This window comes from Paraniabella aurantiaca, assembly GCF_050309965.1.
In the GTDB taxonomy this organism is placed as follows: domain Bacteria; phylum Bacteroidota; class Bacteroidia; order Chitinophagales; family Chitinophagaceae; genus Niabella.
Window position 1 is genome coordinate 557,570 of sequence record NZ_JBLOSY010000003.1, and the last position, 23,550, is coordinate 581,119.

General features: G+C 41.7%; 19 protein-coding genes. 8 read left to right on the top strand and 11 right to left on the bottom strand.

All coding sequences use genetic code 11. The features are described 5' to 3' along the window. Positions 1-22: 22 nt before the first annotated feature. The 3 genes from ACLOAU_RS25690 (at position 23) to ACLOAU_RS25700 (ending at position 4,746) form a co-directional block, all read left to right on the top strand. Positions 23-3,388: a TonB-dependent receptor gene (locus ACLOAU_RS25690; protein ID WP_427864775.1), complete on the top strand. Its 3,366-nt coding sequence runs from the start codon at positions 23-25 to the stop codon at positions 3,386-3,388. A 303-nt stretch (positions 3,389-3,691) separates the two neighbouring features. Further along, entirely contained in the window at positions 3,692-4,225 is a 534-nt protein-coding gene (locus ACLOAU_RS25695; protein WP_427864776.1) for an Xre family toxin-antitoxin system antitoxin, read from the top strand. A 65-nt stretch (positions 4,226-4,290) separates the two neighbouring features. Further along, the gene (locus ACLOAU_RS25700; protein ID WP_427864777.1) at positions 4,291-4,746 is read left to right on the top strand and encodes an RES family NAD+ phosphorylase; all 456 of its coding nucleotides are present in this window, start codon (positions 4,291-4,293) and stop codon (positions 4,744-4,746) included. Here ACLOAU_RS25700 and ACLOAU_RS25705 read toward each other — a convergent pair. Next, positions 4,732-5,868, bottom strand: a complete 1,137-nt coding sequence (locus ACLOAU_RS25705) for an alpha/beta fold hydrolase (RefSeq protein WP_427864778.1) — start codon at positions 5,866-5,868, stop codon at positions 4,732-4,734. The two genes, ACLOAU_RS25700 and ACLOAU_RS25705, sit on opposite strands and share 15 nt — an antisense overlap. Beyond that, positions 5,831-7,780, bottom strand: a complete 1,950-nt coding sequence (gene rpsA, locus ACLOAU_RS25710) for a 30S ribosomal protein S1 (RefSeq protein WP_427864779.1) — start codon at positions 7,778-7,780, stop codon at positions 5,831-5,833. Before rpsA ends, ACLOAU_RS25705 begins: the two co-directional genes overlap by 38 nt. A gap of 204 nt (positions 7,781-7,984) precedes the next feature. On the opposite strand from rpsA, the gene ACLOAU_RS25715 reads away from it, so the two are divergent. Further along, positions 7,985-8,614 carry a hypothetical protein gene (locus ACLOAU_RS25715; protein ID WP_427864780.1) on the top strand — a complete coding sequence of 210 codons (630 nt, stop codon included), beginning with the start codon at positions 7,985-7,987 and terminating at the stop codon, positions 8,612-8,614. Between the two features lie 79 nt (positions 8,615-8,693). Then, positions 8,694-9,176 carry a hypothetical protein gene (locus ACLOAU_RS25720; RefSeq protein WP_427864781.1) on the top strand — a complete coding sequence of 161 codons (483 nt, stop codon included), beginning with the start codon at positions 8,694-8,696 and terminating at the stop codon, positions 9,174-9,176. An 8-nt stretch (positions 9,177-9,184) separates the two neighbouring features. Here ACLOAU_RS25720 and ACLOAU_RS25725 read toward each other — a convergent pair whose 3' ends face one another. Continuing rightward, a complete protein-coding gene (locus ACLOAU_RS25725; RefSeq protein ID WP_427864782.1) occupies positions 9,185-10,279 on the bottom strand; it encodes a DUF3810 domain-containing protein in 1,095 nt (364 codons plus the stop codon). A gap of 484 nt (positions 10,280-10,763) precedes the next feature. Between ACLOAU_RS25725 and ACLOAU_RS25730 the strand changes: the two genes are divergently transcribed. After that, positions 10,764-12,617: a hypothetical protein gene (locus tag ACLOAU_RS25730; protein WP_427864783.1), complete on the top strand. Its 1,854-nt coding sequence runs from the start codon at positions 10,764-10,766 to the stop codon at positions 12,615-12,617. Positions 12,618-12,691: 74 nt separating this feature from the next. On the opposite strand, the gene ACLOAU_RS25735 is transcribed toward ACLOAU_RS25730, so the two are convergent. The 4 genes from ACLOAU_RS25735 to ACLOAU_RS25750 form a co-directional block, all read right to left on the bottom strand. Beyond that, positions 12,692-14,416, bottom strand: coding sequence for a phospho-sugar mutase (locus ACLOAU_RS25735; protein WP_427864784.1), 1,725 nt, complete (start codon positions 14,414-14,416; stop codon positions 12,692-12,694). Between the two features lie 117 nt (positions 14,417-14,533). Next, positions 14,534-15,553, bottom strand: a complete 1,020-nt coding sequence (locus ACLOAU_RS25740) for an LLM class flavin-dependent oxidoreductase (protein WP_427864785.1) — start codon at positions 15,551-15,553, stop codon at positions 14,534-14,536. Positions 15,554-15,607: 54 nt separating this feature from the next. Then, positions 15,608-16,549, bottom strand: coding sequence for an EamA family transporter (locus ACLOAU_RS25745; protein ID WP_427864786.1), 942 nt, complete (start codon positions 16,547-16,549; stop codon positions 15,608-15,610). 2 nt (positions 16,550-16,551) lie between these two features. Further along, positions 16,552-17,022: an Lrp/AsnC family transcriptional regulator gene (locus ACLOAU_RS25750; protein WP_427864787.1), complete on the bottom strand. Its 471-nt coding sequence runs from the start codon at positions 17,020-17,022 to the stop codon at positions 16,552-16,554. 170 nt (positions 17,023-17,192) lie between these two features. On the opposite strand from ACLOAU_RS25750, the gene ACLOAU_RS25755 reads away from it, so the two are divergent. After that, positions 17,193-18,023 carry a glutaminyl-peptide cyclotransferase gene (locus ACLOAU_RS25755; protein ID WP_427864788.1) on the top strand — a complete coding sequence of 277 codons (831 nt, stop codon included), beginning with the start codon at positions 17,193-17,195 and terminating at the stop codon, positions 18,021-18,023. A gap of 17 nt (positions 18,024-18,040) precedes the next feature. Here the strand turns inward: ACLOAU_RS25755 and ACLOAU_RS25760 are convergent, their stop codons facing one another. Together ACLOAU_RS25760 and ACLOAU_RS25765 are read right to left on the bottom strand one after the other, a co-directional pair. Then, a complete protein-coding gene (locus ACLOAU_RS25760; RefSeq protein WP_427864789.1) occupies positions 18,041-18,946 on the bottom strand; it encodes a class I SAM-dependent methyltransferase in 906 nt (301 codons plus the stop codon). A gap of 11 nt (positions 18,947-18,957) precedes the next feature. After that, entirely contained in the window at positions 18,958-19,305 is a 348-nt protein-coding gene (locus tag ACLOAU_RS25765) for a HesB/IscA family protein (protein WP_427864790.1), read from the bottom strand. Positions 19,306-19,497: 192 nt separating this feature from the next. On the opposite strand from ACLOAU_RS25765, the gene ACLOAU_RS25770 reads away from it, so the two are divergent. After that, positions 19,498-20,061 (top strand): transposase, encoded by a 564-nt coding sequence (locus ACLOAU_RS25770; protein WP_427864791.1) that lies wholly within the window; start codon positions 19,498-19,500, stop codon positions 20,059-20,061. A gap of 45 nt (positions 20,062-20,106) precedes the next feature. Here the strand turns inward: ACLOAU_RS25770 and ACLOAU_RS25775 are convergent, their stop codons facing one another. Together ACLOAU_RS25775 and ACLOAU_RS25780 are read right to left on the bottom strand one after the other, a co-directional pair. After that, on the bottom strand, positions 20,107-22,353 hold the full coding sequence (locus ACLOAU_RS25775) for a Tex family protein (RefSeq protein ID WP_427864792.1): 2,247 nt from the start codon (positions 22,351-22,353) through the stop codon (positions 20,107-20,109). A gap of 154 nt (positions 22,354-22,507) precedes the next feature. Further along, on the bottom strand, positions 22,508-23,545 hold the full coding sequence (locus ACLOAU_RS25780; RefSeq protein WP_427864793.1) for a flavin reductase family protein: 1,038 nt from the start codon (positions 23,543-23,545) through the stop codon (positions 22,508-22,510). Positions 23,546-23,550: the final 5 nt, after the last annotated feature.

Sequence of the window (23,550 nt, forward strand, 5' to 3'; positions counted from 1 at the left end):
GCGTCTTAAAACTATTTTTTCTATGCTAAAGAAAATTTTCTTTTTTATTGCGCTGGTAATTTTATCAACTGCAATAGTACAGGCGCAGGTAACCACCGGTAGCATTACTGGTATGGTAAAATCACAATCCGGTGATAACTTACAAGGCGCCAACATTACCGCTATCCATGTACCTACCGGATCCAGGTATAGCACCACATCTAACTCCTCTGGTCAATATACACTACCGAATCTCAGAGTCGGTGGACCTTATACGCTAACAGTTTCTTATGCAGGATTTAAAAATGAAGAATTCACTGAACTTCAGGTGGGATTAGGAAGCCCATTAGTAGCCGATGCTGTGCTCAGTATGGAAGGTAAAGAACTAGCGGGGGTTACGGTTACGAGTGTGGCAAAAGGAAGCATAATTAGTCCTCAACGAAATGGAGCCTCTACTTATGTTTCCAGCAGGCAAATACAAAGCTTACCTAGCGTGAATAGAAGTGTTCAAGATTTTGCACGATTGACACCTCAGGTTAAAGCGGGCAACAGTGGAAACGACGGTGCTAGTGCAGGCCTTTCATTTGCAGGTCAAAGTAACCGTTATAACCAATTTTCTATTGATGGTGCAAATGCTAGTGACGCATTTGGTCTTACTTCATCGGGAACAAATGGAGGTGCAGCTAATGTTAATCCTATTTCGTTGGAAGCTGTTCAAGAGTTGCAGATAGTATTATCGCCTTATGACGTAACTCAAGGCGGATTTACAGGTGGCGGAATTAACGCCATTACGAAAAGCGGTACGAACAAGTTCCACGGAGCTGTTTATGGACAATTTCAAAACGGAAGTCTGGTGGGTAAAGCTAATTCTTACAATTCAGGCATTGCGAAGCTAAAATACCCAGACTTCAAAAATCAGACATTTGGAGCAAGTATTGGCGGTCCTATTATAAAAAACAAGTTATTCTTTTACGCAAACGTTGAACGATTTACAAAGTCAACTCCCCTGCCTTTCGATCCATCAATCGCTGGCTCCGGATCACTGGTAAGCGTAGATACATTGCAAAAAATAAAAGATTTCATGCAGAACACCTACGGATATGATGTTGGATCATTTACGGCTATCACTAACGAAAACCAATCTACATCAGCATTTGGTCGTATTGATTGGAACATAAATGATAAACATAAGCTAACTCTAAGACATAATTATGTTGAAGGAAGTAATGATATTGGATCCAGGAATACTCAAACTGCTGTACTGTTTTCAAATTCTCGCTACAGGTTCAATACCAATACCAACTCAACCGTATTGGAGTTAAATAGCAATTTTAGCTCTAGCTCTTCTAATATTTTTAGAGTTACTTATAACCGTGTTAGGGATTTTAGAACCACAGGAAATGTTCCCAATATTTCTGTTACAAGCTTCGATAATAAGGAAATTAAGGATCCTACTACTGGTCAATTGAGAGCTTTAGGCAATATTACTTACAACTTTGGTTCAGAATACTCAAGTGCGGCTAACTCATTGGATCAGGATATATTTTCAATTACAGATAATTTTACTCTTTATAAGGGTAATCACACAATGACTTTTGGAACAAGCAACGAGTTCTTTAAAAGCGGGAATGTATTTTTGCAAGGGTTTAATGGCGCATATACCTATGCACCCAGTGGAAATTCGCCAATGAATCTTACGAATTTCTTCAACAATACGGGTATGAGCAGGTATCAGATTACTTACAGTACATCTGGACGTGGTGATAAGGCCGTTGCTGAATTAAAAGCGGCGCAATTTGGCTTGTATGCGCAGGATATCTGGAAAGTAACACCAGATTTTACTTTAACATATGGTTTACGTCTTGATCTTCCCGCAATTTTTTCAAATCCAATGAAGAATGCAACCTTTGATAGTGCATTTGCTAATTATGGCGTAAGTACTGCGCAAATGCCAAAAAACCGGCTTATGTTTTCTCCAAGAATTGGATTTAATTGGGACGTAAACGGCGATGCTTCCTTACAACTGCGTGGTGGAGCTGGTTTATTTACAGGAAGAATTCCTTTTGTTTGGATATCTAACCAATTTAGCAATACTGGTGTTGCTACAAGAAGCATCGATTTGAATGCAGCTAATATCACTGCTAATGGGGTTAAATTTGCGTTTGACCCCAATGCTGGACAATTAGGTGCATTTATTCCAGCAAACCCTGCTAATGCCGCTACAGTTATTAATGTAATAGACAAGGACTTTAAATTTCCTCAGGTTTTTAGAGCAAATTTAGCTGTTGATAAAAAGCTGGGGGCAGGATTTGTTGCTACTGTAGAAGGAATTGTTACTAAAAATTTGAACAATGCCTATTTCCGCAACCTGAATGTTAGCGAAAATGGAGATACAACTATGTCAATTGGCAATACAACACGCCCTTACTGGAGGAAAACATCTATAGATACCCGTTTTAATCAGGTAATTAAATTGGAGAACACGAATGAAGGTGTTTCAGCGAGTGTAACAGCCCAGGTGCAGAAAATGTACACTAAAGGTTGGATGGGTTCAATAGCATATACTTATGGATTCGCGACCTCTTTGAACGATTTACCTTCTTCAGTGGCATTGTCCAATTTCCACGGCTCGGCTACGGTAAATTCTCTGAACCAATTGGAATTAACAAGGTCTAATTTTGATATGGGTTCTCGTTTAAATGGTTTTATTTCTAAAGAATTTAAGTATGCTAAAAATTTCGCTACAACGTTAACTTTATTCTATAACGGGCAATCTGGTCAGCGCATCTCCTATCTTTACGCTGCTGTTTCCAATAGAAGTATTACAAATGCGGATGCAAGTGCTACATCTTTGGTTTATTTGCCTAAGACAGCTGAAGAAGCCAACTTTGTTGATTTATACACAACAGTTAATAACGAAAGAAAAATATCAAGAAAAGCCAGCGAGCAGTGGGAGGATTATGAAAAATTCATAAACGACAACAAGTACTTTAAAGAAAACGCAGGGAAGGTTGCAAAAAGAAATGGAGACCGCGCTCCCTGGGAAAATCACTTTGACTTTAGAATTGCACAAGACTTTATAGTAAAGACGTATAAGCTACAAGTATTCTTTGATGTATTGAATATCGGCAATTTATTTAATAATAGTTGGGGGCGTGCTTACGGAACGGGAACCAATCCTGATGGATTCTTCCCATTATCAACTACAATATTTACTCCGGTTGTATCCAATCCTTCTGCTACACCAACTACCAAGGAAGGCGTGGCATTTACTCCAACTGTTTATAAGCCAGCGTACACATTTAATCTTAATAACTTTACCGACATCGATGGTAAACGCAGGCCATATAATGTAAACAATTTTACATCAAGATGGAGTGGACAAATAGGTGTTAGATTTAGCTTCTAATATTATTATTCTTTATTTATTAAAACCGGCCTCGCGCCGGTTTTTTTTTATTTCGAGGCTTCATTCGCCCGGATATTCACGTCCTGTATAAAACATATTTATGAAAATCATTCTGCTCTTTGGAACACTCATCATGCTTGCAAGCTTCTTGCTGAGAAGAAGGCGGAACTGTAACCTATGTGCACATGAAAAGGTGATACCGGCTAAATACCCGGCTGGTACCAGCATTTTAATTTTGGCGTTGAAAAAATAAATTTTAAATACCGGACAAATGACCGTAACTTTAGGACAGATAACAATTATATGAAATCACGGAAACATATATACGACGACGAAGAAGAAAATAACGCGTTTATACTGCAGGAGGCAGCTGTAGCTTATTACACCGCTGCTGGTGCGGGCAGCAAAACTAATCCTTTCGAAATCCTGGGCATTAAGCGCGAGCCAGATGACAGGGATGAATCAAAGAATACGTTATCTGTTATCAGCTACATACGCAAAGGACTGCCTAAAAAAGCATTAGACCATCTTGCAGAAACAGCAGGCTTCACGGGCGCCGAAATAGCGTCAATTGTACACACTTCAGAAAGAACCTTAAGGCGCTACACACCCGGCCAAAAACTGAACGCCGAACAAACCGAACGCATCATTGAACTGGCCTTCTTATATTCGAAAGGTGCCGCCGTTTTTGAAGATCTTGAGCAATTTAAAATATGGATGGACTCCCCTATCGGTGCTCTCGGAGATCAAAAACCCAAAACCTTTTTAGACACTTCAATGGGTATCCAATTTATAACCGAAGAGCTGGGTCGTATAGAACACGGCATTTTTGCTTAGAAAACTCAGGAATACAATTATTTGAAACAAAGTTTGCGTCTTAAACCCATTGACCGCTTACTCCCATGAAAGTTTACCGCATCAGCAAATGTAAATATATAGATGACCTGAGCGGCACGGGCTCCTCCCGGTTTCCCGGACGCTGGCACAATAAGGGAACCTATATTTTATACACTGCGGCCTCACCCTCACTTGCTATGCTGGAAAGCGTTGTACACATTACAACACTTCCCAAGATTGAGCTTTGTATGACTTGTCTTGAAATTCCCGACGGCAGCATAACAGAACTTTCAGGAACACAATTACCAGAGAACTGGTTTACCAGCCCGCCACCGGATCACCTCAAATATATAGGAGATCAATTTATTCAGGCCGGCAACTACCTGGCACTTAAAATTCCATCTGCCGTAATGCCTGAAGAATTTAATATCTTACTTAATCCGGCACATCCGTTATTTAGAAAGATCAAGGTTATTTACACCCGGCAATTGCGCGTTGATGAACGCTTATTCAGAAGCTGATAAAAAATCCAAAAGCGGGTTGATAAACCTTTCGAAACTTTCGATATGAGGCAGATGACCCACATTATCTAACTCCTTTAATAGAGATCCTTTGATTTTTGCTGCGGTGCTCTTACCCAACTCATGATACAAGCCCATTGTTTTTTGATCAGTTGCTGAAGCCAGCTCCTTTCCCAATGCGGTTCTATCACGGGTACCAATGATCAGCAGCGTGGGTACCGTTATTTTATCAAACTCATACACCACAGGCTGCGTAAAGATCATATCATAAGTAAGTGCCGCATTCCAGGCGATTAGCGGATACTCTTTGTTTAAGGTCCAGCCCGCCAGCAGGTTCACCCATTCATCGTAGGCCGGTTTCCACTGGTTATCGTAATAGCTTTTCTGCTGGTAATTTTTTATTTTGTCGTAAGACTGCCCCAGCTCCCGCTTGTACCAGTCATTTACCGATTGATAGGGCACTTTCAATTTCCAGTCTTCCAGCCCTATCGGGTTTTCCAATATCAGCTTCCAGGTTGTTTCCGGATACATCAATGCAAAGCGTGTTGCCAGCATACCGCCCATAGAATGACCCAGTATAGCTGCTTTATCAATACCTAAACTATCTAATATGGCTTTGGTGTGCTGCGCCAATTGCTGAAAAGTATATTGAAAGTATTGCGGCTTCGATGACTTGCCAAAACCCACCTGATCAGGAATCACTACCCTGTAACCTTTATCAGAAAGGATTTGGGCTGTTTCCCTCCAATAAGCGCCATTAAAGTTTTTACCATGAAGCAGCACTACTGTTTTGCCATTGGCCTTACCCGGCTTTACATCCATATAAGCCATCTTTAACGACTGCTGTTGTGTTGCCAGGTTGATATAGGATACTGCAAAAGGATACTTATAGTTTTCGAGGTTTACATCAAGCGCCCGAAGTGACTGAGATTGGCTTTTCAATTGAAAGCACGAGAGTACAATAAGAACCAGGAAGTATACTTTATTCATGGTACTGTTGTTTATAGTAAAAAACTTACCTGCAAAAAAAATGCCTCGTCCCGACAGGTATCGGAACGAGGCATTATTATTTAAAGAAAAACGATTATGCTTTTTCTTCGCTGTCAGATGCAGGTTTTGCATTCGCTTCCTGATCCATTTTCTTTTTCAGATCAGCCAATACACCTAAATCACCCAAAGTAGCTTTTTCAACTTTGCTTTGGATCGTTTTAACTGCTTTCTTGGTTTTTTCAGCTTCTGCACGTTCTGCTTTCTTCACGCCTTCACGCTCTGCATATTGCTCTTGTTCCCATACGCGTGCATGAGACACTACAATACGTTTTTCATTGCGATCGAACTCGATTACAACAAATTCCGCAGTTTCATCCAAACCTAAAGATTTGCCATCTTTTGTAGCCAGGTGACGGTTAGGTGCAAAACCTTCTAAGCCGTAAGGCAGTTGAATGGTAGCCCCTTTGTCATCTTTACGGGTAATGGTTCCTTCATGTACAGTGCCGATAGCAAATGTATCCTGAAGGGTATTCCAGGGATCTTCTTCCAGCTGTTTGTGTCCTAACTGCAATTTGCGGTTTTCTTTATCGATACCTAAGATGATCACGTCGATTTTTTCGCCCACTTTAGTGTATTCACCTGGGTGGTTGAAACGTTTTAACCAGCTTAAGTCGCTGATGTGGATCATACCACCAATACCTTGCGCCAGCTCAACGAATACACCATAGTTAGTGATGTTTTTCACTTCGCCTTCGTGCTTAGTACCTTCAGCAAACCTGCTTTCGATATCGTTCCATGGGTCTTCTGTCAATTGCTTGATAGAAAGGCTCATTTTGCGGGTATCTTTATCTAAAGTAACAATCTTCGCTTCATGCTCGTCGCCTAATTTGAAGAAGTCTTTAGCGTTGATAGGTGTGTTAGCCCATGTAATTTCACTTACGTGTACTAAACCTTCAACACCAGGATAGATCTCTAAGAATGCACCATAATCTTCGATGTTAACTACTTTACCTTTTACTGTGTTACCTTCAGCAATGTCTGCAGGCAATACATCCCAAGGATGTGGCGTTAATTGTTTTAAACCAAGGCTGATACGTTTTTTCTCGTCGTCGAAATCCAATACCACTACGTTCAGTTTCTGATCCATTTTCAACACCTCGTTCGGGTGAGAAATACGTCCCCATGAAATATCTGTGATATACAGTAAGCCGTCTAAGCCGCCCAGGTCCATAAATGCACCAAAGTCGGTGATGTTTTTAACGGTACCTTCCAATACCTGACCTTTTTCCAGTTTACCGATGATCTCAGCACGTTGAGCTTCCATATCGCTTTCGATAAGCGCTTTATGAGAAACAACCGCATTCTTAATGGTTTCGTTGATTTTAACCACTTTGAATTCCATTGTTTTGCCAACAAACTGATCGTAATCTGTAACAGGCTTAACATCAATTTGAGAACCTGGCAGGAAGGTTTCCATACCAAATACATCAACGATCAAACCACCTTTAGTTTTAGAGGTAACCAAACCTGTAACCACTTCACCTGTTTTGTTAACCTCAACAATTTTCTCCCATGCACGGGTAGTGCGGGCTTGTTTGCGGCTCAGGTTCAGGTGTCCGTCCCTGTCTTCTTTTTCAACGATCATCACTTCTACCTCATCGCCAATTTTCAGGCCCTGGATATCGCGAAACTCGTTTAAAGAGATAAGGCCATCACTTTTAAAACCAATGTTTAATACAACGTCGGTTTTAGTAAGACCTACAACAGTACCGTTTACTAACTCTCCGTCATTCAATTGAATGAAAGTGTTGTCGTAAACTTTGTCATACTTTTCTTTTTCTTCTTTAGAGTAAGAAGAAACATTACGTTTGTCTACGCTCCAATCGAAATCGTCATGCGCAGTTTCCACCGCTTCAGCTACAGGAGCTTTAGCAGGTGCCTCAACAGGTGCGTTTGTTGTCGCTGCAGAAGCTTCTTCTACCGGCTCGGTAGCGCCTGCGTTCTCCTGTGCATCAGCGTTTAATTGTTTAAAATAAAAATTCATAAAAAATCCGAAGGGTTTAAAATTCGGACTGCAAAGGTACGCGATTTCTCCCGGTATTCGCATTTTCCCAAACCAGGAATTAAAACCGTTATAAGAAGTTGATTTTAAACCCTATACAAGGCTTAATCCTCAAAAAATCTTCCCGAAATGAGATATGAGCCCATTAATTGCCTGTTTTTGGCAAATCCGCTTTAATTTGCCCGGATGTTTTCAAATCAAACCGGAACGGTAACCGGTAACCTGAATACGTTCAAACAAAAGGAAATAAACGGACTGAACCGCCTGAGAAATGCTATCACAGGTTTCTTCATACTGGTTCCGTTGGGACTATTCGCCTACCTGGCCTATAACGTATACATGAATTTTATTGAACGTGATATCCGGGACAAAAGCTTTTTCGAATTCGCCTTTCCCCTGTCAGGAGTGTTCCTGCTGTTATTCTTGGTATTTTTTCCTATTATCTTATTTACGAGGTACAGGGTGAACCGGTTTATTAAGCTACTGCATGAAATAGATACGGAGCACCTCCAGTTATACCAGCAGTATACACTGGCTGTTCCACGGCTATCTGCCAACATTGCTCCCTACGTACTGTCACAAAAAGGCATCATTATTCCCAGGTTGTTGTCGGTAGATCGCATACCCTACTCCGATATTATGGAGATCAGACATAAAACATTCAAAAGCGGAAGGAGCTATGGCACTACCATTACATTGGAAACCTATAAAAACCAAAAACATCATATATCGTTTTTCCAGCACGAAAAACTGAGATTCTTTTTGGCTGCCATTGCTCAAAAGCACCTGCATATTCCTGTTATTAAAAAAAACTAACACTTTTTCATGTTGCGATTGAAGCCACGATGTCGTTGTATACAATAGCCAGTTAACACTTATACCATAAACCTGGATTATGAAACAACCGATATTTTTTTCGATTATACTATTGATGATTTTGGGCTCCTGCAGCAAAAAGGTATCGATTGAAGAACCGGCACAGGACACCGAAATACCTGTTCCGGCCTCGGTAGAAAGAAAGCCTTACACGTCTACACATATTTTCGAGGCAACACTGAAAAATGTAGAGTTTTATTTTTGCAACGCTTTCACCAGCGCCTGTCCGAAAACCTGTGGCGCATCGGGCGACTATGCCAGGTTTGAGGTTACAAGGTATCAAACATTTTTAGTTAACGGAGAGGGTGGCAGAGAGCAACTCACTACTTTCAGCCTGCATTTAAGCAACTATTATAAGATCGATTATGAGTCAAATTATGTGAAATTTATCCGAAATCTGAAAAGAGGCGACAGGGTTAAATTTTATGTAGACTATGTGTATGACCCCACCCAACCCGTTGTTTTTACCGACATGCGAGTGTTAGGCTTTGAGAAAAAATAACTGAAAACTCAAATAACCTCTTTTCCATACTTTTTGTAATAAGCAATCAGCCAGGTTACTACCTCATTATAAGACCGCCTGCCTTTGGGCTGGTTATTCGCTTTTAGAAAATAGCTGTACATCCTATCAATATATGGTTCGATGGGGTTCCTGTATTTTTTATAGAATTCGATATAATCGGCAATATCTTTTTTCGCGCGGGGATGTAAGGTACTATCATAGCTTTTAGCTTTTAGCGAATCTGCAAAAGCCAGTTCCCGAACGGCATAATGGTACATATCAAAATACACAGAGTATTTGAAATGGACAGAAGGATGTAAGCGGCATGCTAAAAAACCTACAAAATTAGCTTCACTTTCCTTAGCATAACCGAGCTGATGAGCAATCTCATGTGATGCTACAAAAGGCGCTACAGATGCCGGCACAGTGGTATTAACCTGAGCTTCACCGGTAAAAGGATTATAATATCCCTGGAAGCCCATATAATTACCCAGGTAGCTAAATAAGGAGGGCTTTACCGAGTACCCCTTGTATGAAAGAAAGGGATACTTTGTACCTGCAATTTTATATAGCAGAGACGCATTAAAAAAAAGATTCTGCTTACTTTTAAAGGAGTCCCGCATGGCAGGCTTTAGCAACTGTGCCTGCCCGTTCAACCTGTTGCTCAACAAGCCTACCAATGTATCTAAATCGGATGTACTGTATTCCTGCTCGCTAAGTTGTAACTGGCTCGCAATACCCTGCCTGGAATAGTTGAGTCCCCATGAGCCATAAAAAATCACATAGACCAGTAGTATCAAAAAAACCGCCTTCCCTATAAAACGATAGGCATATTGTTTTGAAAATTGCTTTCTTCTTATCAGTTTAATCAACCTGATCACTTTATAAACCGCTCCTATTATTACCAGGATATAAAGTATATCGCCGATGCTAAAGGGGATCCATCCCAACAGAAACCTCAGCACCGTAGTGATAACAGGATAAAGACCGTAAGTGAAATAACGCTCCACCCATTCAGAATTAGCGGAGATCACTTTTATGATAACAACCAGTACTACAAGCGTTATCCAGCCTACCCGTATTTTAAGACCCTTTCTTCGCATACCTGCTCAAAAATAAATAATTGATGTTCAAAGCATAGCCGGGGAAGTTTAAATTTTGATTACCGGTTTACGAATGTTTTCCACATTTATTATTACCACCCCCATACACGGGAAAAATACCCTATTTTAGTTTCTTTGTTGTAGTATACATTCGCCTTGTAAACATTATTAGTAAACTTAAACCTATACATTACACGCGATGAAAGCCAAATTTGTTAACATGCTGAGATCTATATTTACGTCCTGCATTCTTGTTGTAAAAAGACTTTTGTTTAGGAAAAAGAGAATCATCATCAAAAATGAATTTTTTGATTATTACGCAATGTATCATCTATCCTAAACAACTATGAACGAACCGGTTATTTACCAATAGACTCCTGTTAAAGCTAAAAACACCAGGGCTCACCCGTTAGATTTATTAGATATTTGTTTTTTCTGGCATACATTTGCCGTCTTCTAACAAAAAACAATTCTAAACAAATCTATGATTTCGAGAATCTTTAGAACAACGATTTCCCTGTGTTTTTTCATGGTACCGTTGATAGCCTACAACCAAAAAAAACCGAATAATTTCATATTGGGTTCCTACCCCGCTGCCACGCCCGGAACCAGCTATAATATCGCGGGATTTGGTAACGATTATGCTACCGGCACTACTTACAGTTTGAACTATGGTAGAATAAATGCAACAACAACAGGTTTAAACCGGGTTGTAAAGCTGTTTAATGTTGAGGGAGAATCTTATACTTTTACCAAAGCAGTAGCGGGAGCTAAACCCTTTGGCTCGGTGATAGTGAAAAGAAGTACAGCCGACGTAAAAGTCACAGCTCTATTTGAAACAGGCAGCAGAACCGGCACTACTGTTAATCTGGCGCCCGACTATACCGGTTCTATGGAAGACCTCATTAATAGTTATGTGATTAACAGGGGCACTGATAATGTTTTTATTAATACCGGGGGCAATACTACCAATAATATCGAACGATTTGATCTCATTCTCACCAATCCGGTTGATGTGAGCCGTTATAATCCTAATACTTCGGGATTTCTTTTAATGGAAAGAAATGGCAATGATATTTTTAAAGTATCTGCTATCACAGGTCTAACCGGAACTACGGTAACTGCCTTAAATACACCCGTTACGGTTGGTGTTGCTAACTGGGGCTCTACGGCTTACAACTTCGAATCGGTAGTAATGCAACAAAGAGTGACCGGAACGACTACTGATGCCAACCTGAAACCCAGTCAAAATATTCCCCAGCAAAACATATCGGGCGTATTTGTAACCCTTGCACAATTAGGGCTCACTTCCGGCACTTTATATGGTGTAAGTTTTTTTGGAGGAGATGTAGCTCTAACCAATGCACAGCTCCTTAATATTGCCAATTACCCGACCACTACATCAGAAACGCCTAATGCCTACGGAATAGATTTTATGGCCGGTGGCGGCTTTTTTACCAGGGCGGTTTTAATACAGGGAACAGTTTGGAATGATGCCAATAACAACGCCATCAGGGGTGCAGGCGAAAATGGCATTGCCAACGACCTTTGGGCTAATTTGGTGAGCCCTTCGGGAGTAGTAATAAGCTCGTTAAAAGTAAATGCAAACGGCACCTATACTACCTATGTAGCCAGTAACAGCGTAGTTACCGGCGACTACAAAGTAATACTTACCAATAGCGAAAAATACGAAGGCGTGGCACTTTCAGCTGCTGACAATCCGTTAAATGGCTATAGTTATACTGGCGTAAATGTTGGAGGAGCAGCCAATACATCAAACAAAACAGGTATTATTAACCTGGGACAAATTTACAGGCCGCTTTATGATGATATTGCCGATGTATCGGGCATTGATTTTGGCATCAGGAACCCGGCATTGCCCATTACCCTTGGAACATTGGACGCAACCTTGTCCGGCAACCAGCTTTCAGTAAATTGGACTACAGTTACAGAAAAAAGTAATCGCAGCTTTGACATAGAAGCCTCTTCTGACGGGAACCACTTCATTAAAATAGGGACTGTGGACTCGAAAGCACTTAATGGAGACTCTGACGAAAGCCTGCATTACGAATTTGTAATGGATTTGGAAGCTGGCAGCCTGGCCCTCGTTTGGGGTAGCATAGCGCTTGCCTGCTCTGCGCTATTTATTAAAAGAAAAAATAAACTTGCCTGCTTATTGCTGATAACAGGCTTCGCCACCATTGTTTCCGGGATATCATGTACAAAACAGGATACCATCGTTGATGGAAAAGATGCCAGAATTTTTATCCGGTTAAAGCAGATCAATAAAGATGGCTCTTTTGAGTATAGCAAAACGATACAGGCAGTAAAAAGGTAATAATTGGTTTATGATATAAAAAAGCCGCCTTGAATCACTGATCCGGGGCGGCTTCCTTTTATCAAAACATTTTTCTAACCGAGCTTCATATCTTTTATAATCGCCCGGATCTTGTCATCCAGCTTCGCATTTACTTCATCAAACTGGTCAGCGCCGGCCAGCTCTTCCTTCACACTAAAATAAAACTTGATCTTAGGCTCGGTACCGCTGGGACGGGCGGAGATCAGCGAACCATCTTCTGTTATAAACTGCAGTACGTTGGACCGGGGCAGATTTATCGGACTCACATCACGTGTTTGTACATTCGTAGCTAATCCGTTGTCATAATCCAGTACTGTTGTCACTTTCGATCCGTTAATGGTTTGAGGCGGATTATTACGATACTCCTGCATCATAGCTGCTATCTGCTGCTGTCCATCCATTCCTTTTTTAGTGATGGAGATCAGATCTTCTTTGTAAAATCCGTACTTAATATAAAGCTCTACGAGTTTATCAAATAGGGTATTTCCTTTTTCTTTTTCGTAGGCTGCCATTTCGCACAAGAGTGCAACCGCGCTTACGGCATCCTTATCTCTTATTTTATCGCCGATCATTAGTCCAAAGCTCTCCTCTCCTCCTATCACATAATTTTCTTTACCCTCTTTTAACCTGATCATCTCTGCAATCCACTTAAAACCGGTTAATACCCTGTAACAGGTTACCCCATTACCTCTTGCCAGATCATCAACCATGCCTGTTGTTACGATCGTCGTAATGATCATGTCATTGTCCTGCGCAATACCTTTTTCTTTCCGGGCTTCCAATAAATAATTAAACGCCAGCACAGCCGTTTGGTTACCGTTCATTAACACCCATTCTCCCTTATTATTTTTGATGCCAATACCTACGCGGTCTGCATCCGGGTCAGTACCCAATAAGATATCAGCATCCAGGTCTTTGGCTTTTTGCAAACCAATACTCATGGTTTCTTTTTCTTCGGGGTTTGGATATGCTACTGTAGGAAAATTACCATCGGGCGTTTTCTGCTCTTCTACAATATGTACATTTTTAAACCCGAATGCCTCCAGCACCTGTGGCACCAGCATAATACCTGTACCATGTATAGGTGTATATACGATCTTTAAATCCTTCTGCTTTTCGATCACTTCCGGGTATACACTCAGCCCCTTAACCATCCGGATATATTTTTCATCCAGTTCTTTTCCGATCAATGTAATATTAGCTTCCCCTCCGCTCCATTTTACGTCATCAACCGATTGGATCTTCTCTACTTCCTTAATTACATTTTTATCGTGGGGTGGCACCAATTGTCCACCGTCGTTCCAGTAAGCTTTGTACCCATTGTACTCTTTGGGATTATGAGAGGCAGTACATACCACCCCGCCCTGGCATCCAAGTGTTCTTATTGCAAAAGAAAGCTCGGGAGTTGGACGCAGACTTTCAAACAAAAAGACCTTAATATCATTAGCAGCAAAAACATTAGCTGTTGTTTCTGCAAAGAAGCGGCTGTTATTGCGGCTGTCATGAGCGATGGCCACCCTCACTTCGCCGGGAAAGGATTGTCTTAAATAATTAGCATAGCCCTGCGTAGCCATACCTACCGTATACTTGTTCATACGATTGGTACCAACGCCCATTACACCACGGAGACCACCGGTACCGAATTCAAGATTTTGATAGAAAGAATCTGCAAGCTCGTTACTATTTTCAGACTGCAATCTCTGAATCTCTTTTTTTGTTTCCGCATCATAATTGCCCTGCAACCATTGATCTACTTTTTGCTGAATTGCATTATCCATAAAAGTTTATTTAGGGCCTGAAGATACTAATTTAGGTGTACCAATAGCGAAGGCGTCCCAACTTTTGTTAGACAGCATATTTAGGATGAAAATCACCCGTGGCAAATAGAAAATTTCCTAGATATTACCGGTCATAATTTCCTTAAACAGCCGGAAAGAATATTCTTTTTTGGACTGATCAAAAATCTGGGAAATAGTCATAATTTCCTGTATGCCGGTTGTTTCAATAAAACCTTTCAGACCTTTTGCGATAGTTGGCTTGTCACCAATAAATGCATGTGACAGCATATGCTTTACACCATACTCCTGTTCCGGCGTCCACAAATCAGACAACCCGGCCGGATCAAAGGGCGGCATGAGCGGTTCCCTTGAATTAGTAAAAATCCCCAGGAACATTTTGTACATGGAGGTAGCCAGAAAGGCCGCCTCTTCATTGGTATCTGCTGCAATAATATTTACACAAGCCATTGCGTAAGGCTTATCCAGTACATCAGAGGGCCTGAAATATTCTTTGTAGATAGAAAAGGCCTGCATCATGTGGGTAGGCGCAAAGTGAGCAGCAAACGCATAGGGCAAACCCATTTGCGCAGCCAGGTAAGCGCTATCCGTACTGGAACCCAGTACCCAAATAGGAATATCTACGCCTTCGCCGGGCAATGCCCTAACTTTCGCATGTGCATTGTCTTTGCTAAAGTAAACCTGTAGTTGTTCAATATTTTTTTGAAAATCGTAGGGTATGTTAAGCGGGCTATTGCGGATGGTCATTGCCGTTAAACCATCTGTGCCCGGCGCACGGCCCAGCCCCAGGTCAATCCTGTCGGGGTATAACGAACCCAATGTACCAAACTGCTCTGCTATAATCAACGGAGAATGATTGGGCAACATGATTCCGCCCGATCCAACGCGTATCGTATCTGTGCCGCCAGCCACATAACCGATTAAAACCGAAGTGGCCGCACTGGCCACACTTTCCATATTATGGTGCTCAGAAAACCAGTACCGGTTATATCCCTGCGCTTCTGCAAACCGGGCAGTCTGCAGGCTTCTTGCAAATGTATCTTTTAAAGAATCGCCCTGGCACACTGTAGCCAGGTCCAGCACCGAATATTTCAATCCGTTGAAAACACTATCGCTCATTATTGTCGCTTATGTATTTTATAAACGCATAACGCGGCAAATAGTTGAAAAAAATCAGGTCTGCGCTTCCAAGCGGGCTTTTACTTTTAACTGATTTTTTTTGGCCAGGTTAATAAAAAATACACTACATAAAATAATGGCTAATCCCCCTAATTGCATGGGGGTGAGTTTATCATGATTGATCAATACACCCAGCAAAACCGCTACCAACGGATTAACATAAGCGTAGGTACTTACCTGCGTAGCACTTCTCACGCTCAACAAAAAAACATAAGCGCTATAACCTATTATAGAGCCAAAAACAACGAGATAGGCTAAGGAAGCCCAGGCTTTAGGAGGTATTGCAGCCCAGTCTACTGACACAAATTCATTATTGAAGGTGCCTGCAATAGAAAAAGCCACGCCAGCTGCCAACATTTGCCAGGTAGAATTAACAGAGGCCGAAGTGCCTTTTACCTTGTACTTGGAAAATAAGGAACCCAGCGCCCAGCTGATATTGGCCACGCATAATATAATCAAGGGCAGCAGGCTATTGCCGTATCCGGTAGCAACTATTTTTTCATAAAACAAGGCAATCACTCCCAGCAACCCTATGGCTACCCCCATGATCGTATACTTATTATTGAAATTTTGCTTCCAGTTCACTTTATCAAGCAGTAAAAACCAAAGCGGGGCCGAAGCCAGAAAAATGGCAACAAATGAACTGGGTAAAAATTGTTCTGCCCATATCACAGCTCCATTACCGAGGAATAGCATGAGCAGGCCGCTGATTGCCGCCGGAATAATAGCTGCCCGTTGCCAGATACGTTCGCCTTTAATTGTCACCCATATCATCATAATAATGCCGGCAATAATAAAACGTACGGCTCCTAAAACCATTGGCGGAATATGCTTCACCGCCATTTCGATAAAAAAATAAGTAGAACCCCAAATCAGGTATACGGCGGCAAATGCCAGTATTACCAATGCTACAGAGGGCTGTTTTTTAAGTGTCATGATCAGGTAATTGAGATAGTTTGCGTTTCTTTTACAGTTTCCATTACAATGGTGGTGCGCATGGAGAGGATATTGGCAATCTTACTAAACTTCTTTCGTCGCAAGTCCATTAATGCCTGTGTATTGGCCACACGTACTTTAACGAGATAACAATCATCGCCCGCTATATTATGCACTTCCTGCACTTCCGGGATAGCTGCAAATGCTTTTGCCGAAGTATCACAACCCAAACCATCGGCAGATTTAATAAAGATGAATGCCAGCAACTCTTTGTTTAATGCAGAAGGATCAATATTGGTGGTGTATCCTTTTATAATACCCCGCTCTTCCAGTTTCCGCACACGTTCCAACACCGCAGACGGCGCCATTTTCAGCTTTTTTGATATCGCCACATTTGTAATGCGCGCATCGTCCTGCATCAATTTCAAAATTGCTTTATCTACATCGTTTAAAACTGTCTCCGTTTGCACCATAGTCCAAATTTAAATATTATTCTCAAATTAATATCATAAAACGAATAATATTCTCATAAAATACAAATAAACGAATATTATTCTATTTTTTTTCATCAAAGCATACCAACGGTTTTATGATTTTTTTGAAATCTTCTTACCCTACTTTTGTATCCAATTATTTAAAAACAATGAACAAACTTTTCTCTTTATTTATAGCGGGATCATTATCAGCTACAATAATTAGTTGCGGAGATGACACCCATAAGAACACCGCAACCGAAACAGTTACTACTGCCCCTTCCATTCCCAATATCAGTTTATCCATAGTAAACACATACCCACATGACACGTCTTCTTTTACGCAGGGTTTAGCAGTTTATAAGGGACAGTTGTATGAAGGAACGGGCGGAGCTGAATATGATGTAGTAGGAAGTAAGTTTTCTAAATTAATGAAGATTAATGTAAAAACCGGTAAGGCGCAGCATTCGATCGACCTGGAGCCAAAATATTTTGGCGAAGGCATTACCATTCTTAATGATACGGTATACCAATTAACCTGGAGAGAAAAGAAGGTATTCGTTTACACTCTCCCCGGCTTCAAAAAAATAAAAGAATTTAACTTTAACACTGAAGGCTGGGGTATTACAACAAACGGGAAAGAACTGATTGTGAGTGATGGCAGCAGTAACCTCTATTTCTACGATCCTTCTACTTTCCAGCTCCTGCATACGCAATCTGTAACACATAACGGAGAGTTGGCTTATAATTTAAACGAACTGGAATATATCGATGGATTTGTATATGCAAACGTATGGCAACAGCCCTATATCTATAAAATAGATCCCGCCAGCGGGCAAATAGCAGGCAGCATTGATGTTTCGCAGATCTGGGACCGGATCAAAACGATCGATCCACTTGCAGATGTTCCCAATGGAATTGCTTATGATGCAGACAGCAAAAAGATATACATCACCGGAAAAAAATGGCCGGAATTGTACGAAGTACAACTGGGCCAATAATATTGTAAGGCAACGGTTTAAATCGTTGCCTTGTTTTTTATTACATAAATTACCGAGCAACACTCTTTGGTATTACCCATTGCATTGATATTAGAAGCTAATCCGTGTAAACCTGCACTCACGTAATTAACCTTACCGCTTTTATATTTACTGCTGAGCATATCTACATAAAAGCTATCGAACCACATGGGGAGCATTTCATCAATCTCCAGTCCATGTTGATCCGCCAGGGTTTCCATGGACCTGGGCGAAAAATGGTATAAGTGCCTGGGCACGTCATAGCCGGCCCAGTAAGCTCCGTATGCTTTCGCATCTTTACTGGTGTAGTTAGGCACTGCTACAAATAAAATACCCCCGGGCGCCAAAAGCGTCTTTATCTGTGCCATATATTCATGCAGCGTATGTACATGTTCCAATACATGCCATAAAGTAATAGCATTAAAACTTTGTGGCGACAATGAAAAGAGCTCGTGAGAAGGGCGAGCATCGATGCCATACTGTTCTTTACCAATGGCCCGTGCATCGGCTTCAGGCTCTAATCCTGCAACCTCCCATCCCTGTTGCTGCATGGTATGCAAAAACGTGCCGGTACCACAGCCAATATCGAGCAATTTTCCACTCTTCAGCCCTGTATGCCTTTTAATGATAGCAGCTTTTTGCTTCATGGTACGCACACGTACCCGCTGATACAGCTGATTGATCAGACCTTTACTGGTATTGGTGTGTGAAATATAATCCTCGGATTTATAATAACGACCTATATCGTCTAAACCGGGCACATCCTGTGTAAACCTGGCGGTGCAGGCATTACAATGAAGAATTTCAAATTCCTTACCGCTAACGGTATAGTCTTTAACATGGAAGACATGCTGCAAGTTATCGGATTGGCAAACCGGGCAAAAAGAATAATGTATATCAGGCATCTAAACTAAAGTTATACAGCAAAACTGGTTCCACAGCCACAGGTGCTGCTTGCATTAGGGTTAGAGAATGTAAACCCCCTGTTATCCAAACCATCGCTCCAGTCAATTTCCATACCTGCCAGGTATAATTCGTGTGACTTGTTGATGATGCACGAAACGCCTTCAATTTCAAATTCTTTATCAGCTTCTGTTTTATGATCAAAGCCCAACACATAGCTCATTCCGCTACATCCACCACCTTTCACGCCAATACGTAATAATTGCGTGGCATCAAATCCGGGTTCACTGATCAGTCTTTTTATTTCTTTCACCGCACCGGCTGTTAAAGTAACCGGGCTGGATGCTATAATTGTTTCCATATTGCAAAATTAAACAAAAGCTAATTAACAATAGGTCATTACCCGATTAAACTCAGGGCAGTGCAGGAGTGGCATGGTCAGATCGGGACGATCAGATCATACCGTAATGCATACCTGGTCTGACCGTCCCGGTCTGACCAGGGACCAATTTTGTATCCCAAAATTATTTTATATTTAATGTAAATACTATCTATGAAATTCTTGCCAGGTCACACATACCATGTTTTTAACCAGGGCAATAACCAGGGAACCACTTTCCGTGAAGAAACCGATTATTTTATATTCCTGACACTGGTTCGCCGCAACATATTCCCATATTGCGAAATTTTAGCATGGTGCCTGATGCCTAACCATTTCCATTTGATGATTCACACTACCGACAAAAGCTGCGAAACAATAAAACAGGGTGGTTTAAATATTGAAGTACTTACAAACGGGATAAGGAAACTGCTGAGTGGCTATGCAAGAATTTATAATAGCAAATATGATAGAACTGGTTCTTTATTCAGACAGAAAACAAAATGCAAAATATTGACGGAACCTGATTTAAGTATGTCAAAATACGGTCCCGGTGATTATGTATATGCTTGCTTTAACTATATTCATTGCAACCCTGTGGAAGCCGGCCTGGTAACTCACCCGGCCCAATGGGAGTATTCATCTTATCCTGATTATGCAAAAGCGCGGAACGGAAGTCTATGCAACCAGGTGCTCGCTGCACAAGTCTGTGGATTTAGTGAGTTGGATTTCAGATAAAATGGTCAGACCGCGACGGTCAGACCATTTTGTCTAAAACATCAGTTAATCAAACTTCTTTCTCAAAGCATCGAGGCTTGACTGAAAACTATTTTTCGGTTTATTACTTACCGGCGTTCCTTTCGGCGTATTGGTACGGGGACGTGATTGCTCCGTTTTATGCTCATCCTTCATACTCAAAGCGATGCGTTTACGGGAAGCATCTACCTCAACCACCGTAACCATTACTTTTTGATTGAGCTTCACCACTTCATTTGGATCGCTTACAAATTTATTGGCCAGGTGGGAAACGTGCACAAGTCCGTCCTGCTTTACACCTACATCTACGAAAGCCCCAAAGTTGGTGATGTTGGTAACGATGCCTGGCAGCTTCATACCTGGCTTTAAATCGCTCATCGTAGCTATTCCTTCCGCAAACCTGAATTCTTCAATCACATCCCTTGGATCACGGCCTGGCTTTTCCAGCTCCTTTAAAATATCATCAATGGTATAGGTTCCGGCGGTTTCGCTAATAAAATCTTTGGCATTAATTTGTTTTCTTATATCCGGCTTGGCGATGATATCGCCTACCGTGCAACTCATCTTCTGAGCCATTTCTTCCACTATTCCGTAACTCTCCGGATGCACTGCTGAATTATCCAGGGGATTTTCAGCGCCGGGGATTCTTAAAAAGCCCGCACACTGTTCATAAGCTTTGGGCCCCAGCATCGATACTTTCAAGAGCTCGCTGCGGGATTTAAAGGCTCCATTCTTACTACGGTACTCTACAATATTTTTAGCGGTAGTAGCTGTAAGACCTGAAACGTAGGTGAGCAGGTGCTTACTCGCTGTATTCACATCTACCCCTACATAGTTTACACAACTTTGTACTACATTATCCAGGCTGTCTTTTAAACGATTTTGATTCACATCGTGCTGATACTGTCCTACACCTATGCTTTTGGCATCAATTTTAACCAGCTCACTCAGGGGGTCCAGCAGGCGGCGACCAATGCTAATGGCACCACGAACCGTTACATCTTCATCGGGGAACTCCTCACGGGCTACCTCGCTCGCAGAATAGATCGAAGCGCCGCTTTCATTCACCATAAAGATAGACACCGGCTTGCCAAAATCTATTCCACGCACCAGTTTTTCCGTTTCTTTACTGGCCGTGCCGTTGCCATAACCGATGGCCTCAATTTCATATTTGCTCACCAGCTCTTTCAATGTTGCTGCAGCCCCGCTCCAGTCGTTTTGCGGGGGGTGAGGAAAAATGGTTGTATACTTCAGGAAGGTGCCGCTCTCATCAAGGCAAACCACTTTACAGCCTGTTCTAAAACCCGGATCTATTGCCAATACGCGCTTGCTGCCAAGAGGTGATGCCAATAATAACTGACGGAGGTTTTCGGCAAATACCCGGATCGCTTCTTCATCAGCCGCTGTTTTACTGCTCATGCGAAACTCAGTTTCGATAGCCGGCTTTAACAGGCGACTATATGCATCTTCGGTCGCTAACGCCACCTGCTCTCCTGCATTATTAGAAGTTTTTACAAACACGCTCTTCAACTCACCAATTGCTGATTCTTTTTCTATACCAATATCCATGATCAGGAACCCTTCCTTTTCCCCGCGACGGATAGCCAGTAGCCGGTGCGAAGGGCAATCGGCCAAAGGTTCTTTAAACTCAAAATAATCCCTATACTTCTGGGCTTCTTCAGACTCTTTTTTTGTGGTAAGTACCCTTGCTGAGATAGCCGATGTTTCCTGGAACATAGAGCGAACGGTAGTTCTGGCCTGTTCACTCTCTGATATCCATTCAGCAATAATATCTCTCGCGCCCTGCAAAGCATCAGCATTATCTTTTACCTGCTCGTTAATATAAGCAGCAATCTGCTCATCGGAAACCGGCTGGCTTTGATCAAATAACAATTGCGCCAAAGGCTCCAATCCTTTCTCTATAGCCACCGTTGCCTTAGTTTTACGTTTAGGCTTGTAAGGCAGGTAAATATCTTCGAGTTCTGTTGCGCTTAAACAGTTCTCTATACGTAATTTCAATTCGGGCGTTAATTTCCCGGCAGCTTCTATAGTTTTCAAAACGGTTTCTTTTCGTTTTTCCAACTCATCGTAATATTTGATTTTATCAATTACATTTCCTACCTGCACTTCATCCATATTGCCTGTAGCCTCTTTACGGTAACGGCTGATAAACGGGATGGTAGCACCTTCGGTATGCATTTGCTGCACATTGGTAATGTTTTTTACAGGCAGCGAAAGTTCTATCGCTATTTGTTGTATATACTTTAAATCCATAGTAATTTTTGTTCTTGCCTATTATTGGGGATGCAAATGTAGGTGGGGTAAAAAAAGAAAAAAATATTTTTTATAAACAGTGGGCCTTTAAAAAAGCAGCTCTCATTAATCGCCTGGTTTACATCAAAAAATACCAACCTAAAAAATCGTTTAATCAATACACAATGGTGGCATCGCCATCAACCGGGTAACCCTGGCAGGTGAGTACTCTTCCTTTAGCAATTTCTTCATCTAATAAAACCTCGTTATAAGCCATCCATATTTTACCGAAGGTGCAGGTGGCCACACAGCTGCCGCAACGGCCGGCTTCGCAACTATAAGGAACCGAAATTCCTGCCTGTTTTGCGGCGGCGACGATGGTTTGAGGATATTGAACATCAAGCACATAAACTTTTTGTGCCAGGTATATCGTAACCTGGTGCATAGCTGTATCCGGCGGCCGGGGAAGTTTGGCCGGAGGCAACGGATTGAAATCTTCCTTAATGATCTGCGCATTGGTGATCCCGTTATTGCGTAGCGAAATTGCCGACATTAACATATAATCGAAAGGACCGCAGACATAAAACAAGATATCTTTTTTATTAATAGCCGTGAAATGTTCATCAAGCAACCGGCTCAGCAACCAATGGCTCAGGCGGCTATAGTAAACATCGAGCCGGTTGCTAAACATAAAATGAATATAGAAGCGAGCTTTATATTGTTCCTGCAAAGACTTTAGTTCTTCATAAAATATAGCGTGCTGCTCATTCCTGTTACTATAAAAAAGAAATACTTTCTGTTGTGTGGTGAGCAGTAAGGTTTTGATCAGTGAAAAGCAGGGTGTAATGCCACTACCGGCGGCGAGGAAACAAAATGTGAGCGACTCCGTTTTCTGAGGTAATACAAAAAAACCGCCAATCCCTGATGTCAATAGTATGTCCCCGGGCTTAGATCTGTAAACCAGCTTCCTCGAAAATTCGCCATTGTCCAGTTTCTTTACGGTTACAGATAGTGGCTCGCCGGCATCGGGCGAAGAAGATATAGAATAGGAACGGCGCTGTTCTCCCGATCGGGTATGAAAGACCAATGTTAAAAACTGGCCGGCTTTATACCGGGGTTGCCAGCCCAGTGGCTTTAATACCAGTGTCCGCGAGTCGGGAGTATTAACTTGTACCGAAACAATTTCAAGCTTTTTGATTATTCCGCTATCCATATCGA